Genomic DNA, 17067 nt, shown 5'->3' with positions numbered 1-17067 from the left:
TTTATACGTGCATATCAGACAGGTTTGTCGAACACGGGGTCAATGACCGTCAAAGGAAGGTCGACCTGCAATATTTCGAGCATGTGGCGAAACTCGGCGACGGGATAGGTTTCGCTTTTCGTGACAAGGGCAACTGTGCGACCAGAGCCGCCTTCGGGTTGCGGGAGTGCAGCGATCACGTCATCCGCCGGATCAAGAAACTGCCAGCCGGGACGGGCCGTTTCGAAAAACGGTCTGAGCCATGGCAGATGGGTGCTGGAAAGTGTCAGCGTGTCGATGAGAGGGTAGCTGGCAGCAATGTCATCGCAGAATGCGGCGACCTTTTGCGCGGTCTCGTCCGGTTGCCGAAGAAAAGCGCCATTTTCCACCAGCTCCACCATCGCAGACGCATTGATCAGAGCGACATCGCCTGGGTTATCGGCCTGTGTTCGGACAAAATCTGCAAGTTCTTCGCTCTCGATCATCGAACGCACACCCATAACGGCAACCTTGCCGCTGTGGCTTGCCGCAAGGGCAGTGCGTACCGGCGGCGCTACGCCGTAAACCGGTACAGCGAACTCGCTTTTCAATGTGTCGAGGACCATGACCGAGGGCGCATTGGAAGCAAGGACAATTGTTTGAGCGCCAAGGCTTGTGAGGTATTGGATCGTGCTGCGCATGATGGAAAGCAGCTGATCGCGGCTTTTGGCGCCATAGGGGAAACTGGCCCGATCAGCAAAATAGATGATGTCGCGCTGCGGCTGGCTGCGCCTGATCAGTTCAACCAGAGCATAGCTGCCGATCCCTGCATCAAAAACGGCCACCGGATTGTTGAGATCTCCCACGGCGGCCACAGTCTTGTTCTTCAGCATTCTTCGCCGAACTTGTCGGCGATGAGTGTCTGCAAGGCTTCCAACACGGCATCGGCCTGTTCACCGGAGGCACTAACGTCGATGCAGCAGCCGGGTGACGCGGCGAGCATCATCAGCCCCATGATCGACGTGCCGCCAACGGTCATGCCGTCCTTGCTCACGCGGACATGCGCATTGTAACCATCGACCAACTGCACGAACTTGGCCGAAGCGCGGGCATGAAGTCCGCGCTTGTTGACGATCTCGAAGGATCGGGAAACTGCAGTTTCGGGTTCGTATTCACCGGTAACGGGCACGCTGGAGTGCATGAATTACTTTCCTGTCAGGACCTGGCTCGCAACATTGATATATTTGCGCCCCGCATCCTGCGCCTCACGCAGGGCTGTCTTGATGTCGCCCCCGATGCGGACGCTCGACAGCTTGATAAGCATCGGCAGATTGACACCTGCGATGACTTCGACCTTGCCTTCCTTCATGACGGAAATGGCGAGATTGGACGGTGTACCACCGAACATATCGGTCAGGATGATGACCCCGCTGCCATTATCGGCGCGTTCCACCGCATCAACGATATCCCGCCGACGCTGTTCCATATCGTCTTCGGCACCGATGCAAACGGTCTCGAAATTGTCTTGCGGCCCGACTACATGCTCAACAGCATGCAAAAACTCTTCGGCCAACCTTCCGTGCGTGACAAGCACGAGTCCGATCATACTATAAAAGCTCCCGTCGCGTGCCCGCCGCATCACCCCGCCAGAGTGTCAGATGGCACTGAAACCACGCCGGAAAAGCGCCGGCGAGTTGTGCATCTTGGCAGCGCAAATCTTGATAGCAAGTGAAAAATTTCCACGCTGCCACTAAAAAAGCAAAATGCCGCAGCGCTGTGAAATATTAGCCGATTCGTAACGAAGCCTGTTTCAGCCCTCGGAGGAGGGCCATTTTTCATAGAACAAGGTGGCTTCGATGGCCCGCGAAAGCGCGTTGGAATCGCCATTCGACGACAAAGCCGGCAAAAGAAGTCGGGGCAGTGAGATGCCCTCGAATTCCCACATTTCACCACTTGGATAGCGTTCGGCCTCGTCACGATCCACAAGCCGGACGACGAGATAAAGCGGAACGGCCTCCGCAAAAGCGACCTTGAAAAGCCCCGCGCCGCGAATCTCCACGCCACCAGCAAGGGCGGCTGGAACGCTGGCGATCAGCCTGCTGCTTTCCACATGAAGCAATGTGCGGTCGTCAGCGACCAGTGAAGCAACCTCTCCACGAAGGAGGGCTCTTTCCACAAGTGTCAGCGCGAGTTCGGTCTTGCCCGCGCCGGAACGCCCCATGATCATGACACCACGGCCTTGAACCTGAAGCGTGGTCGCATGAAGCCCGCTTTTTTCCTCTTCAGGCGTCATGGGCTTGCAGGCAGGTCGACAATGAAGCGCGCACCCTTGAACTGGTCGGGCCTTGCCGGATCGACAATATTTTCTGCAGTCAGCGTGCCGCCATGCGCTTCTATGATCTGGCGGCTGATCGAAAGGCCGAGGCCGGAATTCTGGCCGAAAGCCTCCGAGGCCGGACGGTCCGTATAGAATCGCTCGAAAATGCGCTCGATATTCTCGATCGGAATGCCTGGACCATTATCCTCGACAAGCACGCGCAAGCGACTGCCTTCGCCACTCAGCGACACGACGATGCGGCCTGTATCGTCCGGCACGAAAGAACGGGCATTTTCAATCAGATTGCTCACCACCTGACCGAGACGCAGATCGTGACCGGCAACATAGAAACCCTTCTTTCCGGCAGGCAGTTTGCCGGTATCGAAGACGATTTCCGTTCCGACCTTGTTGCGGCGCACTTCGCGCGCTGCCGTTACGAGATTGGTCAGAAGCGTCTTCATGTCGACGCGGTCGATATGTTCGCGCGCAAGTTCCGCATCGAGACGCGAAGCGTCGGAAATATCGGTAATCAGGCGGTCGAGGCGGCGAACGTCGTGCTGGATGATATCGAGAAGCCGCTTGCGCGATTCTTCGGTCTTGGCGAGCGGCAGGGTTTCGACAGCGCTGCGCAGCGAGGTGAGGGGGTTCTTCAACTCGTGGCTGACATCGGCGGCAAAGCTTTCGATGGCTTCGATACGGGTATAGAGCGAATCGGTCATTTCGCGGATCGACGTGGAAAGATGGCCGACCTCATCCTGACGTTCGGAGAAATCGGGAATTTCCACACGGCTCTTCACACCATGGCGAACGCGGTCTGCCGCAGCAGAAAGCTTGCGCAGCGGGCTTGCAATCGTCGATGCGAGGAAAAGCGACAGAATGACCATGACCAGAGAAACGACGCCGAACACGCGGAAAACCGCCATGCGCTCACCCTGCACGATCTTGTCGATATCGTCGCCTTCGGTGGAGAGCAGGAGTACACCCAATATTGCACGCGAGCGCTGGATCGGGACGGCAACCGAAACGACCAGCTCGCCCTTTTCATTGCGTCGCTGCGCTGTTTGCGGCGAACCGGCCAGCGCCTTGACGATTTCCGGATAGGCAAGGCCGTTACCGCCCGGCTGTTCCTGATAGACCGGCAGGCCTCCACCATAGAACAGATGCGAAATCCACGTCCCGGCCCGTTCCCAGATGGTCGGCGTCTCTTCCTCGATCGGCGGCAGGTCGTAGCGAAGTACAGGCCCCGCCGAAGGGAAGCTTGGTGAATAGAGTGCGCGCGAATCGAGCAACATATTGGCGTAGCGATCATAGATGCGCGCCCGCGTGCTCGTCGGCGAAATCAACCGGCGCAGCAAGGGAGAAACTTTTTCCGGATTGATCGGAAATTCCCAATTGTCGGGCGAATCCGGTGATGGCGTCAGGCTTTGCCCGGCCTGAAGCTCCAGAAGCTTTTCCGGGTCGATCATCAGAGAATTGGTATCGATGGTCGCCGAAGCCGAGATGGCGCCTGCAATGATCTTGCCTTGCGTCAGCAGGCTTTCGATCTTTGCATCAATCAGCCCCTCACGGAACTGATTCATGTAGAGAATGCCGGAAACAAGAACCGCCAGCGCCGCCAGATTGAGAAACAGGATACGGCGCGTCAGACTCGAGAACAGATATTGGCCGAGAAACTTGCGCAGGGGCGCAAAGAAGCGACGCCAGAACACCGAGCGCTGCCGCCGGGCCCTGCGTTCGCGCAAATCCGATTTCTGGCCGATAAGGCCGTCGTTCCCGGTTTCTGCGACCATGTCGCTCTGTCTGCTCTCATTAAACTACCGCCAGACCTCACGGACTGGCGATATGTAATTATCTATCAAGCCTCGCGGAAGCGATAGCCGACGCCATAGAGCGTTTCGATCATTTCGAAATCGTCGTCAACCGCCTTGAACTTCTTGCGCAGGCGCTTGATATGGCTGTCGATGGTACGGTCATCCACATAGACCTGCTCATCATAGGCCGCATCCATGAGGGCGTCACGGCTTTTCACGACGCCCGGACGCTGTGCCAACGAATGAAGAATCAGGAACTCAGTGACCGTCAGCGTTACCGGCTCGCCCTTCCAGGTGCAGGTGTGACGCTCCTGATCCATGACCAGCTGGCCGCGCTCAAGCGATTTGGCCTGCTGCCCGGTCGGCTTGGCCGTGCCGTCGCGTGCGGCAACCCGGCGAAGCACCGCCTTGACGCGCTCGACCAGAAGGCGCTGGGAGAACGGCTTGGTGATGAAATCATCCGCGCCCATTTTGAGGCCGAAAAGCTCGTCGATCTCGTCGTCCTTGGACGTGAGGAAGATGACGGGGAGGTCGGATTTCTGGCGCAGACGGCGCAGAAGCTCCATACCGTCCATGCGCGGCATCTTGATATCGAAGATCGCAAGATTGGGCGGACGCGCCATCAGACCGTCCAGCGCGGACGCGCCATCGGTGTAGGTTTCGACCCGATAGCCTTCCGATTCCAGCGCGATGGACACGGAGGTCAGGATGTTGCGGTCGTCGTCGACCAGCGCAATTGTCTGCGTTGCCGAGGCTTCCTTCATGCGAACCTTTCTCCTTCAACTAAGCCAACCGGAATATCCGGCTGGTGACGTCTTTCAGCCGCCAGAGACTGGCGGGTTATAGATCGAGCGCCTTATTACACATCGATACTAGTATAATGTGCCTGCTTGTGCAGTACAAATTAGGTACAAAATGTGGCAGCACCGGAAGAAGCCGCGAAACGACGCTCTCCGAATCGCGCTTTGGTTAATGCCAGCCCGACCTTCATTCCCCGAAACTCACAGCTCATAACGCATAGATTAAACGATTTAAAAAAATTTCAAAAATTTTAAATCGATTAAATATTTGAATTGCCACGATTAATCTGTTTCTGACTGCCATCCTCAGTTTCGCGATCAATCTGGTAGGCGCGAAAGAGACCGATCAATTGTCAAACCATATGGCGGAGACATCATGAGAGAGACCGGCATTCACAACACGGCCGCTTCCATTGCCACTTCAGGACTGAAGGAAATCTCCGCAGTCTTTTACAACCTTGGGGCCGCCCGGCTTTATGAGGAAACCGTTCGCCGGGGCGAAGCCGAACTGTCGGCGCAGGGTGCGCTTGTCGCACGCACCGGACAACACACGGGCCGTTCGCCGAAAGACAAGTTCGTCGTGCGCGATGCCGACACGGAAGATCATGTCTGGTGGGACAACAACAAGCCGATGAGCCGCGAGGCCTTCGAGCTGCTCTATGCCGATTTCATCGACCATGCGAAGGGCAAGGAGCTTTTCGTTCAGGACCTGATCGGCGGCGCTGATGCCGACAACAAGATCAATGCCCGCGTCATCACCGAATATGCCTGGCATTCGCTGTTCATTCGCAATCTTCTGATCCGTCCGGAACAGGAAGCGCTTGCTTCCTACGTGCCGGAAATGACGATTATCGACCTGCCAACCTTCAAGGCGGATCCGGAACGCTATGGCGTGCGCACCGAAACCGTGATCGCGGTCGACCTGACCCGCAAGATCGTGCTGATCGGCGGCACCTCCTATGCCGGTGAAATGAAGAAGTCGGTTTTCACCGCACTCAACTACATCCTGCCTGCGAAGGGTGTGATGCCGATGCACTGCTCGGCCAATGAAGGCCCGAACGGCGACACCGCCGTCTTCTTCGGCCTGTCCGGCACCGGCAAGACCACGCTTTCGGCAGATCCGACCCGTACGCTGATCGGCGACGACGAGCATGGCTGGGGCGAGCATGGCATCTTCAACTTCGAAGGCGGCTGCTATGCCAAGACCATTCGTCTGTCCGCCGAAGCGGAGCCGGAAATCTACGCGACGACGCAGCGTTTCGGCACGGTGCTGGAAAATGTCGTTCTCGATGAGAACCGCCAGCCGGATTTCGACGACGGCTCGCTGACGGAAAACACCCGCTGCGCCTATCCGCTCGATTTCATCCCGAATGCATCGAAGTCGGGCAAGGGCGGCCAGCCGAAGAACATCATCATGCTCACTGCCGATGCCTTCGGCGTAATGCCTCCGATTGCCAAGCTGACGCCAGCACAGGCCATGTACCACTTCCTGTCCGGCTACACGGCCAAGGTCGCCGGTACCGAAAAGGGCGTGACCGAACCGGAAGCGACCTTCTCGACCTGCTTCGGCGCACCGTTCATGCCGCGCCATCCGTCGGAATACGGTAACCTGCTGCGCAAGCTGATCGCCGAGCACAAGGTCGATTGCTGGCTGGTCAATACCGGCTGGACGGGTGGTGCTTACGGCGTTGGCAAGCGTATGCCGATCAAGGCAACCCGCGCTCTGCTCGCCGCCGCGCTTGACGGTTCGCTGAACGATGCCGAATTCCGCATCGATCCGAATTTCGGCTTCGCGGTTCCGGTCGACGTACCGGGTGTGGACACGTCCATTCTCGATCCGCGCTCGACCTGGGCCGACAAGGCTGCCTATGACGCGCAGGCCAAGAAGCTTGTCGACATGTTCGTCACGAATTTCGAAAAATTCGAAAGCCATGTCGATCACGAGGTAAAGGACGCAGCGCCAGCGATCCGTATCGCTGCGGAATAGCTTTTTCTACGCATGTCTTTATCCAAAAACCGGTTCCCACTTTTTGGAGACATGCTTTTACCATCCTGAGGAGGAGGGAGAGCCCGGCTGAAAGGCCGGGTTTTTCTTTTGTATAAGGGATACAAAGCGGTATATCTCCTCGTCATGGAAGAGAACCGGAACATCATCCGCATTACCAATCGCCTGACGATCCGTGAAGACGATCTGGAGGAGAGCTTCATTCGTGCCTCCGGGCCGGGCGGTCAGAACGTCAACAAGGTTTCGACTGCCGTACAGCTGCGCTTTCATGCCGTGAGAGCAGGCCTGCCGGAAGATATCCTGTCACGGCTCTTCAAGCTTGCCGGACAGAAAGGTACCAAGAACGGCGATATTCTGATCGAGGCCAATCGTTTCCGCACCCAGGAGCGCAACCGCGAGGACGCGCGCGAACGGCTGATCGCGCTTATTGCCAAAGCTGCCGAACCACCACCGCCGCCACGCAAGAAGACCAGGCCCACAAAAGGCTCCGTCGAACGCCGCCTCAAGGCCAAGTCCGGACGATCCGACATCAAGAAGGGCCGCGGCAAGGTTTCTTACGACTGATCCCAAAAGACTCCACACAGGGAAACGCGAGACCATGAAATCCCATGAAATCGAGACCAGCCACGGTCGCATTGCCATCCGTGAAAGCAGGGGTAACGGAACGCCCTTGCTGATGATCCATGGCAACTCCAGCGCAGGCGCCATCTTTGCGCCCCAGCTTGAGGGCGAAATCGGTAGAAACTGGCGGGTGATCGCGCCAGATTTGCCGGGGCATGGCCAGTCCGGCGACGCCCTTGATCCGGATCGCAGCTATTCCATGGAAGGCTATGCCGACGCGATGACGGAAGTGCTGGCGAAGCTCGGCATTTCGGATACAGTCGTTTTCGGCTGGTCGCTTGGCGGCCATATCGGCATCGAGATGATTTCACGCTTTCCCGGCATGCGCGGCCTGATGATTACCGGCACGCCGCCTGTAGCGCGTGAGGAAGTTGGGCAAGGATTCAAGAGCGGTCCGGATATGGCACTTGCCGGGCAAGAAGTCTTTTCCGACCGCAATGTCGAATCCTATGCGCGTAGTACCTGCGGCGAACCGTTCGAAGACCAGTTGCTTGAGATTGTCGCCCGCACGGATGGGCGCGCGCGGCGCATCATGTTCGAAAAATTTGCAGCCGGAACCGGCGGCAACCAGCGCGATATTGTTGCCGAAGCAAGGCTCCCGATTGCAGTCGTCAACGGTCGCGACGAGCCGTTTGTTGAACTTGATTTCGTCTCGAAAGTCCGTTTCGGCAATCTCTGGGAAGGTAAAACCCATGTCATCGACGGGGCAGGGCATGCGCCCTTCCGCGAGACACCAGCTGTTTTCGATGATTATCTGCAGCGCTTCATGCGCGACTGCACGGCCTGACCTACTGCAATCACCAAAAGACAAAAAGGGCCGGATAACCGGCCCTTTTTCATATCTAAGTACTTGTTTCGTCGCATTATCCTACGCAAAACCGCTTCGCACTTTTGCTGGAAATGCTCTAGATTTTTCTCAGCGCAACTTCCTCGATCAGGTGATCGCTGCCCTTGCGCAAGATCAGATCGGCGCGCGGGCGCGTCGGCAGGATATTATCCTTGAGATTCTTCAGGTTGATATTGTTCCACAGTCCTTCGCCAATCGAACGCGCCGCATCTTCCGAAAGCTGCGAATAGCGATGGAAGAAGGATTCCGGATTGACGAAAGCAGTCTCCCGCAGCCGCATGAAGCGGTCGATATACCATTTGTGGATCAGCTGCGATTCCGCATCGATATAGATCGAGAAGTCGAAGAAATCGGAGACGAAGGGCACCATCTTGCCGTCTTCCGGCAGATCGCGCACCTGCAGCACATTGATGCCTTCAAAGATCAGAATATCCGGCTTGTCGACGATCTGATATTCGCCCGGCAATACGTCGTAGCTCAGATGCGAATAGAGCGGCGCACGCACCTGGCTCATGCCTGCCTTGATCGCTGACAGAAAGCGCAAGACCGCACCGACATCGTAGCTTTCGGGAAAACCCTTGCGCTCCATCATGTTCTGCTCGCGCAGGACCGCATTGGGGTAGAGAAAACCGTCGGTCGTCACGAGATCGACCTTCGGGCTCGATGGCCAGCGTGCCAGAAGCTCTTTCAGGATACGCGCAGTCGTGGATTTCCCAACCGCAACCGAACCGGCAATGCCGATGATGAACGGCGTCTTGAACGACTCTTCCATGTTGAGGAACTGCTTGCGCTGCTCGAACAGAAGCTGGCTTGCCTCCACATGCGCCGACAGCAATCGCGACAGCGACAGATAGATGCGCCGTACCTCGTCGAGATCGATGGGGTCGCCCAGCGAGCGCAGTCGCTTGACCTCGTCATACGTCAAAGTGAGCGGCGTGTCGGCGCGAAATCCCGCCCATTCCTCAGCCGAAAAGAAACGGTAAGGCGAGTAACGCGACGGCGTTAGCTGGTCCACTTTTTCCCACATATTGTCGCTGCTCTCCCTCAACGCCAATTCTGCACTAGCAGCTTTCAATTCGCTTTGCATTTATGCTTTCGGACGACCGGCCTTTTCCTCAAGGCCAGTCTGCGCCGTGCGACGCTGCAATTCTGCAAGAACCTCATTGAGCGGCACATCCGCAATCTTGAGAACCACCAGCAGATGATAAAGTAAATCAGCGCTTTCGGTGACCACGTCCGCGCGGTTGCCCTCAACGGCGGCAATGACCGTTTCCACGGCTTCTTCACCGAGCTTTTTCGCGGCCCGTGTCTGTCCCTTGGCAACAAGGCTTGCAGTATAAGACGAGCCGTCCGTCATGCCGGCACGCTCCGCGACGATGCGTTCAAGGTCGGAAAGTGTGAACTCAGTCATCGGACTTCCTTAAATCTTACTCTTTAACGGACCGGATCGAGCCGCATCGGGATGCCAGCCTCGGCCATATAGCGCTTGGCCTCGCCAATCGTATAGGTGCCGAAGTGGAAGATGGATGCTGCGAGAACTGCCGTCGCGTGACCGTCACGAATGCCCGCAACCATGTGATCCAGATTGCCGACACCACCCGAAGCTATTACCGGAACGCGCACGCTGTCAGCCACGGCTCGCGTCAGTGCCACATCGTAACCGGCCTTGGTTCCGTCGCGATCCATCGAGGTCAGCAGGATTTCACCAGCGCCGAGGCTCACCACCTTCTGCGCAAACTCCACCGCGTCGATGCCGGTTGTCTGGCGACCGCCATGGGTGAAGATTTCCCAGCGGTCGGCTTCGCCTTCGCCCGAAACCTTCTTGGCGTCGATGGCAACCACGATGCACTGGTCACCGAATTTGTCAGCAGCTTCGGCGACAAATTCCGGGTTCTTCACCGCAGCCGTATTGATCGAGACCTTGTCGGCACCGGCCAGAAGCAGCTTGCGAATGTCAGAAACCTGACGCACGCCACCACCAACGGTCAGCGGCATGAAGCACTGTTCCGCTGTACGGGCGATAACATCGAAAATTGTCTCGCGATTGTCCGAAGACGCCGTGATGTCGAGGAAGCACAGTTCGTCTGCGCCCGCCGCATCATAGGCGCGGGCAGCTTCCACCGGATCACCCGCATCGATCAGATCGACAAAGTTCACGCCCTTGACGACGCGTCCGTCCTTCACATCGAGGCACGGTATCACTCTCGCTTTCAAAGTCATGCTGCGGCCCTCAACAGGGATAATGCTTCTGCCGGATCGATGCGGCCATCGTAAAGCGCGCGACCGGAAATCGCGCCTTCCAGCTTGCGGGCATCAGGAGCGGCAAGACGTTTGATGTCATCCATCGAGGCGAGGCCGCCCGATGCGATCACCGGGATGGAAACGCTATCTGCCAGGCCGAGCGTCGAATCCCAGTTGATGCCAGCCAGAACGCCGTCGCGGTCGATGTCGGTATAGATGATGGCGGCAACGCCTGCGCCTTCAAACTTTTTCGCGAGTTCGATCACGCCCAGTTCAGACGCTTCTGCCCAGCCTTCAACTGCGACATAGCCGCCCTTGGCATCGATGCCGACAGCAACCTGACCCGGAAATGCCTTGCAGGCCTCTATCACCAATGCCGGATCGCGCACGGCGACCGTACCAAGAATGACGCGGCGCAATCCCTTGGAAAGCCAGTTCTCGATATGCTGGAGCGTGCGGATACCGCCCCCGAGCTGCACCGGATTTTTCGTGGCTTTGAGGATCGCTTCCACAGCCTTGCCGTTGACGCTTTCGCCAGCAAAGGCACCGTTGAGATCAACCACATGCAGCCATTCAAAGCCCTGATCCTCAAAGGCTTTGGCCTGTGCAGCCGGGTCTTCATTATAGACGGTGGCCTGATCCATGTCGCCGAGCTTCAGGCGCACGCATTGACCGTCTTTCAAATCGATGGCGGGAAAAAGGATCATAATGTCAGGGCTTCCATTTCAGGAAATTGGCAATGAGCGAAAGGCCGAGCAGCTGGCTCTTTTCAGGATGGAACTGGGTTCCCACCATATTGTCGCGGCCAACCGTTGCAGTGACATCGCCGCCATATTCAGTAACGGCCAGCACGTCAGCCTTGTTCTTCGCATCGAACATATAGGAATGCACGAAATAGGCGTGCAAGCCGTTCTCGCCGGTCTCGATACCTTCGAAGACCGGGTGAGAATGTTTCACGTGAATCCTGTTCCAGCCGATCTGCGGAATTTTCAGCGAAGGATCGGACGGTGTCATTTCACGCACATCGCCCGCAATCCAGCCAAGACCCTTGGTCACTTCCTTTTCAAGGCCGCGCTCCGACATGAGCTGCATGCCGACGCAAATGCCAAGGAAGGGGTGCGCCTTCTTCAGAACCACATCTTCCAGTGCTTCCACCATGCCCGGAACGGCATGGAGGCCGCGACGGCAATCGGCATAGGCACCGACGCCCGGAAGCACGATACGGTCAGCCGTCGCCACGCGATCGGCATCCGCCGTCAGTTCTATTTCTGCCGCGATACCGCTCTCATGCGCCGCGCGCTCAAAAGCCTTGGTGGCCGAGCGCAGATTGCCGGAGCCGTAATCGATGATTGCAACACGCATTTTCAGTTTTCTCCGCGATGGCCGACAAACCCGATCGTCGAGCCAAATGAGGAATAGGTGGGACGAGGGGGCTGCTGTGCCCATTCCGGAGCAGGCTTGTCCGCAAGAGAGGTTGCTGGCCGGGCCGCATCTTCGAGGCTGTAGAAATAGCGGATCTCTGCTTCTTCCAGATCGGAGGCATCAATGACCGCTTTTTCGACAAAACCCTGACGCCTGAGCTTGGCGATCTTCCAGTTGACGCCTTCCAGCGCCACAAACAGCGATACCAGCAGGGTCAGAAGCGGAACCGCATCGGCGATGCCGAAGTAAGCTCCGGCAAGTCCGAGCAGGATTGTGATGCCCAGAACAGCAAAAGCTTCGAACCACAGACGCTGGATCAGAAGCCAGACGAAGGGCAAGACCAGCGCCAGTACATGGAATCCGTCGCGCACGAAGACGGCCTTTTCAGCGCTTTTTTCAGTCGCAATTTCGGACGGAAAACCGGTGTCCACTTTTCCTGAAATTGCTTTACTATCGCTCGGTTCCAGAACGACATATTGCGCCATGACCTGTCCTTCCGTTCGGGACCTATCCCTTTAACGAACCCTTGGTGGAGGGAATTGCATCCTTCTGGCGCGGATCGGTTTCGAGCGCCGTGCGCAGAACCCTGGCCACCGCCTTGAAGATCGATTCCGCAATATGGTGGTTGTTGGCACCATAATGATTGTTGATGTGGAGCGTGATGCCTGCATTCATCGCGAAAGCCTGGAAGAATTCGCGCACCAGCTCGGTATCGAACGTGCCGATCTTGGATGTCGTGAAATTGACGTTCCAGACCAGAAAGGCGCGCCCGGATACATCGACGGCAGCGCCGGTCAGCGTATCGTCCATGGCCAGGTCCATCGAGGCATAGCGCACGATACCGCGGCGCTCGCCCAATGCTTTGGCAATGGCCTGACCGAGCGCAATGCCGGTGTCCTCGACCGTGTGGTGATCGTCGATATGCAGGTCGCCCTTGGCCATGACGCGCATATCGATGAGCGAATGTCGGGAAAGCTGCTCCAGCATGTGATCGAAGAAGCCGACACCGGTGGTGATGTCGAACTTGCCAACGCCGTCCAGATCGACGGAAACGGCAATGCTCGTTTCCTTGGTCGAGCGCTCGATGCTTGCCTTGCGGGTGCTTTCTGCAGTCATAAGCTTTCCTCATTCAATAGCTTGGAGGCGTTCTAGAACAGCTTGCCCAGTTTGCCAATTCCTTTTGCCGGTTTGGCAAGCTGCAATTCGGCATTTGCAATTCGTCCGTACGTTCTTAAATATTCTCATCGAAGCACGATTCATCCGCCAATGGCTGACGGAGCCTGTTTCTCCAATAGATGAAGGGGCACCTGCAATTGCCTTCCGGGATTGCATGTGCCGCCAAAGGAGCATCCATGATCGAACATCATCCCACGACAATTTACGGCACGACCATCGTCACCGTTCGCAAGGGTAACAAGGTCGTTATCGCGGGCGACGGACAGGTTTCGCTCGGCAATACCGTCATGAAGGGCAATGCGCGAAAGGTTCGCCGCATCGGCAAGGGCAATGTGATTGCCGGTTTCGCCGGAGCCACCGCCGACGCCTTCACCCTTCTGGAACGCCTCGAAGCGAAGCTGGAACAATATCCCGACCAGCTCATGCGTGCTTCGGTCGAACTCGCCAAGGATTGGCGCACCGACCGCTATCTGCGCAAGCTGGAAGCCATGATGCTGGTTGCCGACAGCAAGGTGACGCTGGCGCTGACCGGTACCGGCGATGTGCTTGAACCCGAACATGGCGTGATGGCCATCGGTTCGGGCGGCAATTATGCGCTGGCCGCTGCCCGCGCGCTGGTCGATACGGACAAGTCAGCCGAAGAAATCGCCCGCAAGGCGATGGATATCGCCGCCGATATCTGCATCTACACCAACCACAATATCATCGTGGAAAGCCTGGACGCAGAATGAGTTCGCTCGCGCAGGCCTCAAAACCGAGTGCGCAACGCTGGGGCCTGGGCGCCCTGATCGTTCTCGCCATACTCGCAGTGCAAGCCTCCTGGCTTTACTTCGACGGGCGGATCGCCATGTGCGAATGCGGGACCATAAAATTATGGTCGGGTTCGCTGATGACCGAAAATTCGCAGCATATATCCGACTGGTATACGCTGTCGCATATCATCCATGGCTTTCTGTTCTACTGGCTGTTCACGGTCATCGCACCCAAAGCCCCGCTCGGCTTGAGACTTGCAGCTGCGGTCGGCATCGAAGCCGTATGGGAACTGGTCGAGAATTCGAACTTCATCATCGAACGCTATCGCGCCAATACGTCCTCGGTGGACTATTTCGGCGACAGCATCGTGAATTCGGTTGCCGACACGGTTGCCGCCCTGATCGGCTTTCTGATCGCAGCCAAACTGCCAACGAAAATAACCGTCGCCATCGCGCTGTTCTTTGAAGTTCTGGCGCTGATCGTCATTCGCGACAATCTTACGCTCAACGTGATCATGCTGCTGCATCCGTTCGAGTTCATCAAGCAGTGGCAAAGTGGGTTATAATTATGAGTAATTTCTCTCCCCGTGAAATCGTCTCCGAACTCGACCGCTTCATCATCGGCCAGAACGACGCCAAGCGCGCGGTCGCTATCGCCCTTCGCAATCGCTGGCGCCGCCAGCAGCTCGAAGGCCAGATGCGCGAAGAGGTGATGCCGAAAAACATCCTGATGATCGGACCGACCGGCGTCGGCAAGACGGAAATTTCCCGCCGCCTCGCAAAGCTGGCCGGTGCGCCTTTCGTCAAGGTGGAAGCGACCAAGTTCACCGAAGTCGGCTATGTCGGCCGTGACGTCGAGCAGATCGTCCGCGATCTCGTCGAAGTTGCCATCACGCTCGTCCGTGAAAAGCGTCGCGACGATGTGAAGGCAAAGGCGCATCTCAATGCGGAAGAACGCGTGCTGGATGCACTGGTCGGCAAGACCGCCAGCCCCGCCACGCGTGACAGTTTCCGCAAGAAGCTGCGCAATGGCGAAATGGACGACAAGGAAATCGAAATCGAGGTCGCCGATACCGGCTCCGGCCCAAGCTTTGAAATTCCGGGCATGCCGGGCGCCAATATCGGTGTCATGAACCTGTCCGACATGCTGGGCAAGGCCATGGGCGGGCGCACCAAGACGCGCAAGACCACGGTGAAGGATTCCTATCCGATCCTGATCAACGATGAATCCGACAAGCTTCTGGATCAGGACCAGATCGTTCAGGAAGCGCTTCGCGTCACCGAAGACGAAGGCATTGTGTTCATCGACGAGATCGACAAGATCGCATCGCGGGAAGGTGGTATGGGTGCCGGTGTGTCGCGCGAAGGCGTGCAACGCGATCTGCTGCCGCTGGTCGAAGGCACGACCGTTGCGACCAAATACGGGCCGGTGAAGACCGACCACGTGTTGTTCATCGCATCCGGTGCGTTTCACGTATCCAAGCCGTCCGATCTTCTGCCGGAACTGCAGGGCCGTCTGCCGATCCGTGTCGAGCTTAATGCGCTGACACGCGAAGATTTCCGCCGCATCCTGACGGAGACCGAGGCAAGCCTGATCAAGCAGTATATCGCATTGATGGAAACGGAAGAGGTGAAGCTGGAGATCACCGACGATGCCATCGACGCTCTGGCCGATATCGCTGTCGATCTCAATGCGACGGTTGAAAACATCGGTGCGCGCCGGTTGCAGACGGTGATGGAACGTGTTCTTGATGAGATTTCATACACCGCGCCTGACAAGACAGGCGCAACTTTCGTCATCGACGCGGCCTATGTAAAGGACAAGATCGGCAGCCTTGCCAAGAACACCGATCTGTCGCGCTTCATCTTGTAAAAGTGGCCATAAAGCCACGGCGCGAGTTCACTTTCGCAAATACTGCAAAAACCCCTCGACTTGCATCGGGGGGTTTTTTATTTTCCCCGCAACTTTTACCGAATATTCACCATATCAGGACCGTTTCCACACAATGATCAGAATAATGGGCGCAAAGCCGCGACGCATTTTTGTTGGATTTGTCCTGGCCCTCAGCCTTGCCAGCCAGAGCGCCTATGCAGCGATGGTCGTGCCTCCGGGCAATCGCAGTGCGGAACAGCCGCCAATTCCCGGCGCATCCGCCAAGCGCACGCGTGAGCTGAGCACGACGTACGAGAAGAAGTATCAGAAGATCTACAATCTTCTGAAAAAGGATGCCTCGCTGCGTTCCAAGATCCGCTCGACGGCAGCCGCCTATGGCATCGATCCTATTCATATTGTCGGCGCCATCGTCGGCGAGCATACCTATAATGTCGACGTCTATGACCGGCTGCAGACCTATTACGTCAAAGCCATGTCCTATGTGAACCAGGGCGTGAGCTTCGGCTACAATGGCGAAAGCATCGGCCAGTTCATCAAGCGGCCGGAATTTGCCGACTGCCTGAAACATAAGGACAGCTATTCGCTATGGTCCTGCCGCGAGAATGTCTGGAATAAGAACTTCCGCGGCAAATCTGTCGGCGGCAACGCCTATCCCAACAATCGTTTCAGCGCGGTCTTCTTCCAGCCCTTCTATGCCGGGCAGACATTCGGCCTCGGTCAGATCAATCCGCTGACGGCATTGCAGATGTCCGACATGGTGAACCGTGTTTCCGGTCTGCCCAAGCTCAACGCAGAAGACGGCAATGTCGTCTACAAGACGATCATGGACCCCGATCTGACGCTGCCCTACATTGCGGCGACGCTGAAACAGTCGATCAACTCCTACCGCCAGATCGCCGACTTCGACATTTCGAAGAATCCCGGCCTGACCGCCACGCTCTATAATACGGGCGGCGCCGAAGCACGCGCACGAGCGCTTGCCAACGAAAACGCCAAGCGAAAGGCGGACGGTCAGGAACCTTTGCTACCGCAGGAAAACTACTATGGATGGCTGGTCAATTCGAAGCTTGATGAGCTGAAAGCGCTTTTCTAGTGGGTTTTTCGAATTTGACGTTTGAAACGGGATTAATATCGGACGGGTATCAAACGTCAAATTCAATCCACTAGAGCGCGTTTCGATCTGATTGGATCAGATCGGCGCTCTGATCATTTGTTTCTACGCG

General features: G+C 57.0%; 20 protein-coding genes. 7 read left to right on the top strand and 13 right to left on the bottom strand.

The window, feature by feature from the left end; genetic code table 11:
* Positions 1-14 precede the first annotated feature (14 nt).
* From KWJ32_RS05710 to KWJ32_RS05685, 6 genes are all read right to left on the bottom strand, one after another.
* Positions 15-851 carry an aspartate/glutamate racemase family protein gene (locus KWJ32_RS05710; protein WP_151609658.1) on the bottom strand — a complete coding sequence of 279 codons (837 nt, stop codon included), beginning with the start codon at positions 849-851 and terminating at the stop codon, positions 15-17.
* Positions 845-1159 (bottom strand): HPr family phosphocarrier protein, encoded by a 315-nt coding sequence (locus tag KWJ32_RS05705; RefSeq protein WP_010657680.1) that lies wholly within the window; start codon positions 1157-1159, stop codon positions 845-847. Before KWJ32_RS05705 ends, KWJ32_RS05710 begins: the two co-directional genes overlap by 7 nt.
* 3 nt (positions 1160-1162) lie before the next feature.
* Positions 1163-1564, bottom strand: coding sequence for a PTS sugar transporter subunit IIA (locus KWJ32_RS05700; RefSeq protein ID WP_006472522.1), 402 nt, complete (start codon positions 1562-1564; stop codon positions 1163-1165).
* Positions 1565-1768: 204 nt separating this feature from the next.
* Positions 1769-2251 carry an ATP-binding protein gene (locus tag KWJ32_RS05695; RefSeq protein ID WP_012091052.1) on the bottom strand — a complete coding sequence of 161 codons (483 nt, stop codon included), beginning with the start codon at positions 2249-2251 and terminating at the stop codon, positions 1769-1771.
* Entirely contained in the window at positions 2248-4065 is a 1818-nt protein-coding gene (locus KWJ32_RS05690; RefSeq protein WP_010657678.1) for a stimulus-sensing domain-containing protein, read from the bottom strand. The genes KWJ32_RS05695 and KWJ32_RS05690 overlap by 4 nt, the downstream gene beginning before the upstream one ends.
* 65 nt (positions 4066-4130) lie before the next feature.
* Positions 4131-4850, bottom strand: a complete 720-nt coding sequence (locus KWJ32_RS05685) for a response regulator transcription factor (protein ID WP_006468074.1) — start codon at positions 4848-4850, stop codon at positions 4131-4133.
* Between the two features lie 412 nt (positions 4851-5262).
* Between KWJ32_RS05685 and KWJ32_RS05680 the strand changes: the two genes are divergently transcribed.
* From KWJ32_RS05680 to KWJ32_RS05670, 3 genes are all read left to right on the top strand, one after another.
* Positions 5263-6873: a phosphoenolpyruvate carboxykinase gene (locus KWJ32_RS05680; RefSeq protein ID WP_012091053.1), complete on the top strand. Its 1611-nt coding sequence runs from the start codon at positions 5263-5265 to the stop codon at positions 6871-6873.
* Between the two features lie 144 nt (positions 6874-7017).
* Positions 7018-7455 carry an alternative ribosome rescue aminoacyl-tRNA hydrolase ArfB gene (arfB, locus tag KWJ32_RS05675; protein WP_256885952.1) on the top strand — a complete coding sequence of 146 codons (438 nt, stop codon included), beginning with the start codon at positions 7018-7020 and terminating at the stop codon, positions 7453-7455.
* Positions 7456-7489: 34 nt separating this feature from the next.
* A complete protein-coding gene (locus KWJ32_RS05670) occupies positions 7490-8299 on the top strand; it encodes an alpha/beta hydrolase (RefSeq protein WP_012091055.1) in 810 nt (269 codons plus the stop codon).
* Positions 8300-8417: 118 nt separating this feature from the next.
* On the opposite strand, the gene coaA is transcribed toward KWJ32_RS05670, so the two are convergent.
* Genes coaA through hisB form a run of 7 tightly spaced genes read right to left on the bottom strand, consistent with a single transcriptional unit; the run spans position 8418 to position 13138 of the window.
* Positions 8418-9386 carry a type I pantothenate kinase gene (gene coaA, locus KWJ32_RS05665; RefSeq protein WP_010657674.1) on the bottom strand — a complete coding sequence of 323 codons (969 nt, stop codon included), beginning with the start codon at positions 9384-9386 and terminating at the stop codon, positions 8418-8420.
* A gap of 60 nt (positions 9387-9446) precedes the next feature.
* The gene (locus KWJ32_RS05660; RefSeq protein WP_012091056.1) at positions 9447-9770 is read right to left on the bottom strand and encodes a phosphoribosyl-ATP diphosphatase; all 324 of its coding nucleotides are present in this window, start codon (positions 9768-9770) and stop codon (positions 9447-9449) included.
* A 23-nt stretch (positions 9771-9793) separates the two neighbouring features.
* Positions 9794-10579 carry an imidazole glycerol phosphate synthase subunit HisF gene (gene hisF / locus KWJ32_RS05655; protein WP_012091057.1) on the bottom strand — a complete coding sequence of 262 codons (786 nt, stop codon included), beginning with the start codon at positions 10577-10579 and terminating at the stop codon, positions 9794-9796.
* Positions 10576-11307 (bottom strand): 1-(5-phosphoribosyl)-5-[(5-phosphoribosylamino)methylideneamino]imidazole-4-carboxamide isomerase, encoded by a 732-nt coding sequence (hisA, locus tag KWJ32_RS05650; protein WP_012091058.1) that lies wholly within the window; start codon positions 11305-11307, stop codon positions 10576-10578. The genes hisF and hisA overlap by 4 nt, the downstream gene beginning before the upstream one ends.
* A 4-nt stretch (positions 11308-11311) precedes the next feature.
* Positions 11312-11962 carry an imidazole glycerol phosphate synthase subunit HisH gene (gene hisH / locus KWJ32_RS05645; protein WP_012091059.1) on the bottom strand — a complete coding sequence of 217 codons (651 nt, stop codon included), beginning with the start codon at positions 11960-11962 and terminating at the stop codon, positions 11312-11314.
* Between the two features lie 2 nt (positions 11963-11964).
* A complete protein-coding gene (locus tag KWJ32_RS05640) occupies positions 11965-12507 on the bottom strand; it encodes a DUF2628 domain-containing protein (protein WP_012091060.1) in 543 nt (180 codons plus the stop codon).
* A gap of 22 nt (positions 12508-12529) precedes the next feature.
* Positions 12530-13138, bottom strand: a complete 609-nt coding sequence (gene hisB, locus KWJ32_RS05635) for an imidazoleglycerol-phosphate dehydratase HisB (RefSeq protein WP_012091061.1) — start codon at positions 13136-13138, stop codon at positions 12530-12532.
* Between the two features lie 236 nt (positions 13139-13374).
* Between hisB and hslV the strand changes: the two genes are divergently transcribed.
* The 4 genes from hslV (at position 13375) to KWJ32_RS05615 (ending at position 16937) form a co-directional block, all read left to right on the top strand.
* Complete coding sequence (hslV, locus tag KWJ32_RS05630; protein ID WP_010657667.1) at positions 13375-13929, top strand: ATP-dependent protease subunit HslV; 555 nt, start codon at positions 13375-13377, stop codon at positions 13927-13929.
* On the top strand, positions 13926-14516 hold the full coding sequence (locus tag KWJ32_RS05625; RefSeq protein ID WP_010657666.1) for a DUF2585 domain-containing protein: 591 nt from the start codon (positions 13926-13928) through the stop codon (positions 14514-14516). The genes hslV and KWJ32_RS05625 overlap by 4 nt, the downstream gene beginning before the upstream one ends.
* Before the next feature lie 2 nt (positions 14517-14518).
* Positions 14519-15823, top strand: a complete 1305-nt coding sequence (hslU, locus tag KWJ32_RS05620) for an ATP-dependent protease ATPase subunit HslU (protein ID WP_010657665.1) — start codon at positions 14519-14521, stop codon at positions 15821-15823.
* 145 nt (positions 15824-15968) lie between these two features.
* A complete protein-coding gene (locus tag KWJ32_RS05615; protein ID WP_151609769.1) occupies positions 15969-16937 on the top strand; it encodes a DUF1402 family protein in 969 nt (322 codons plus the stop codon).
* The last annotated feature ends 130 nt before the right edge of the window (positions 16938-17067 follow it).

It is taken from the genome of Ochrobactrum sp. BTU2 (genome assembly GCF_024539785.1).
Taxonomy (GTDB): domain Bacteria; phylum Pseudomonadota; class Alphaproteobacteria; order Rhizobiales; family Rhizobiaceae; genus Brucella; species Brucella anthropi.
The sequence above is the reverse complement of the archived record's forward strand: the minus strand, read 5'-3'. Positions and strand labels throughout refer to the sequence as shown.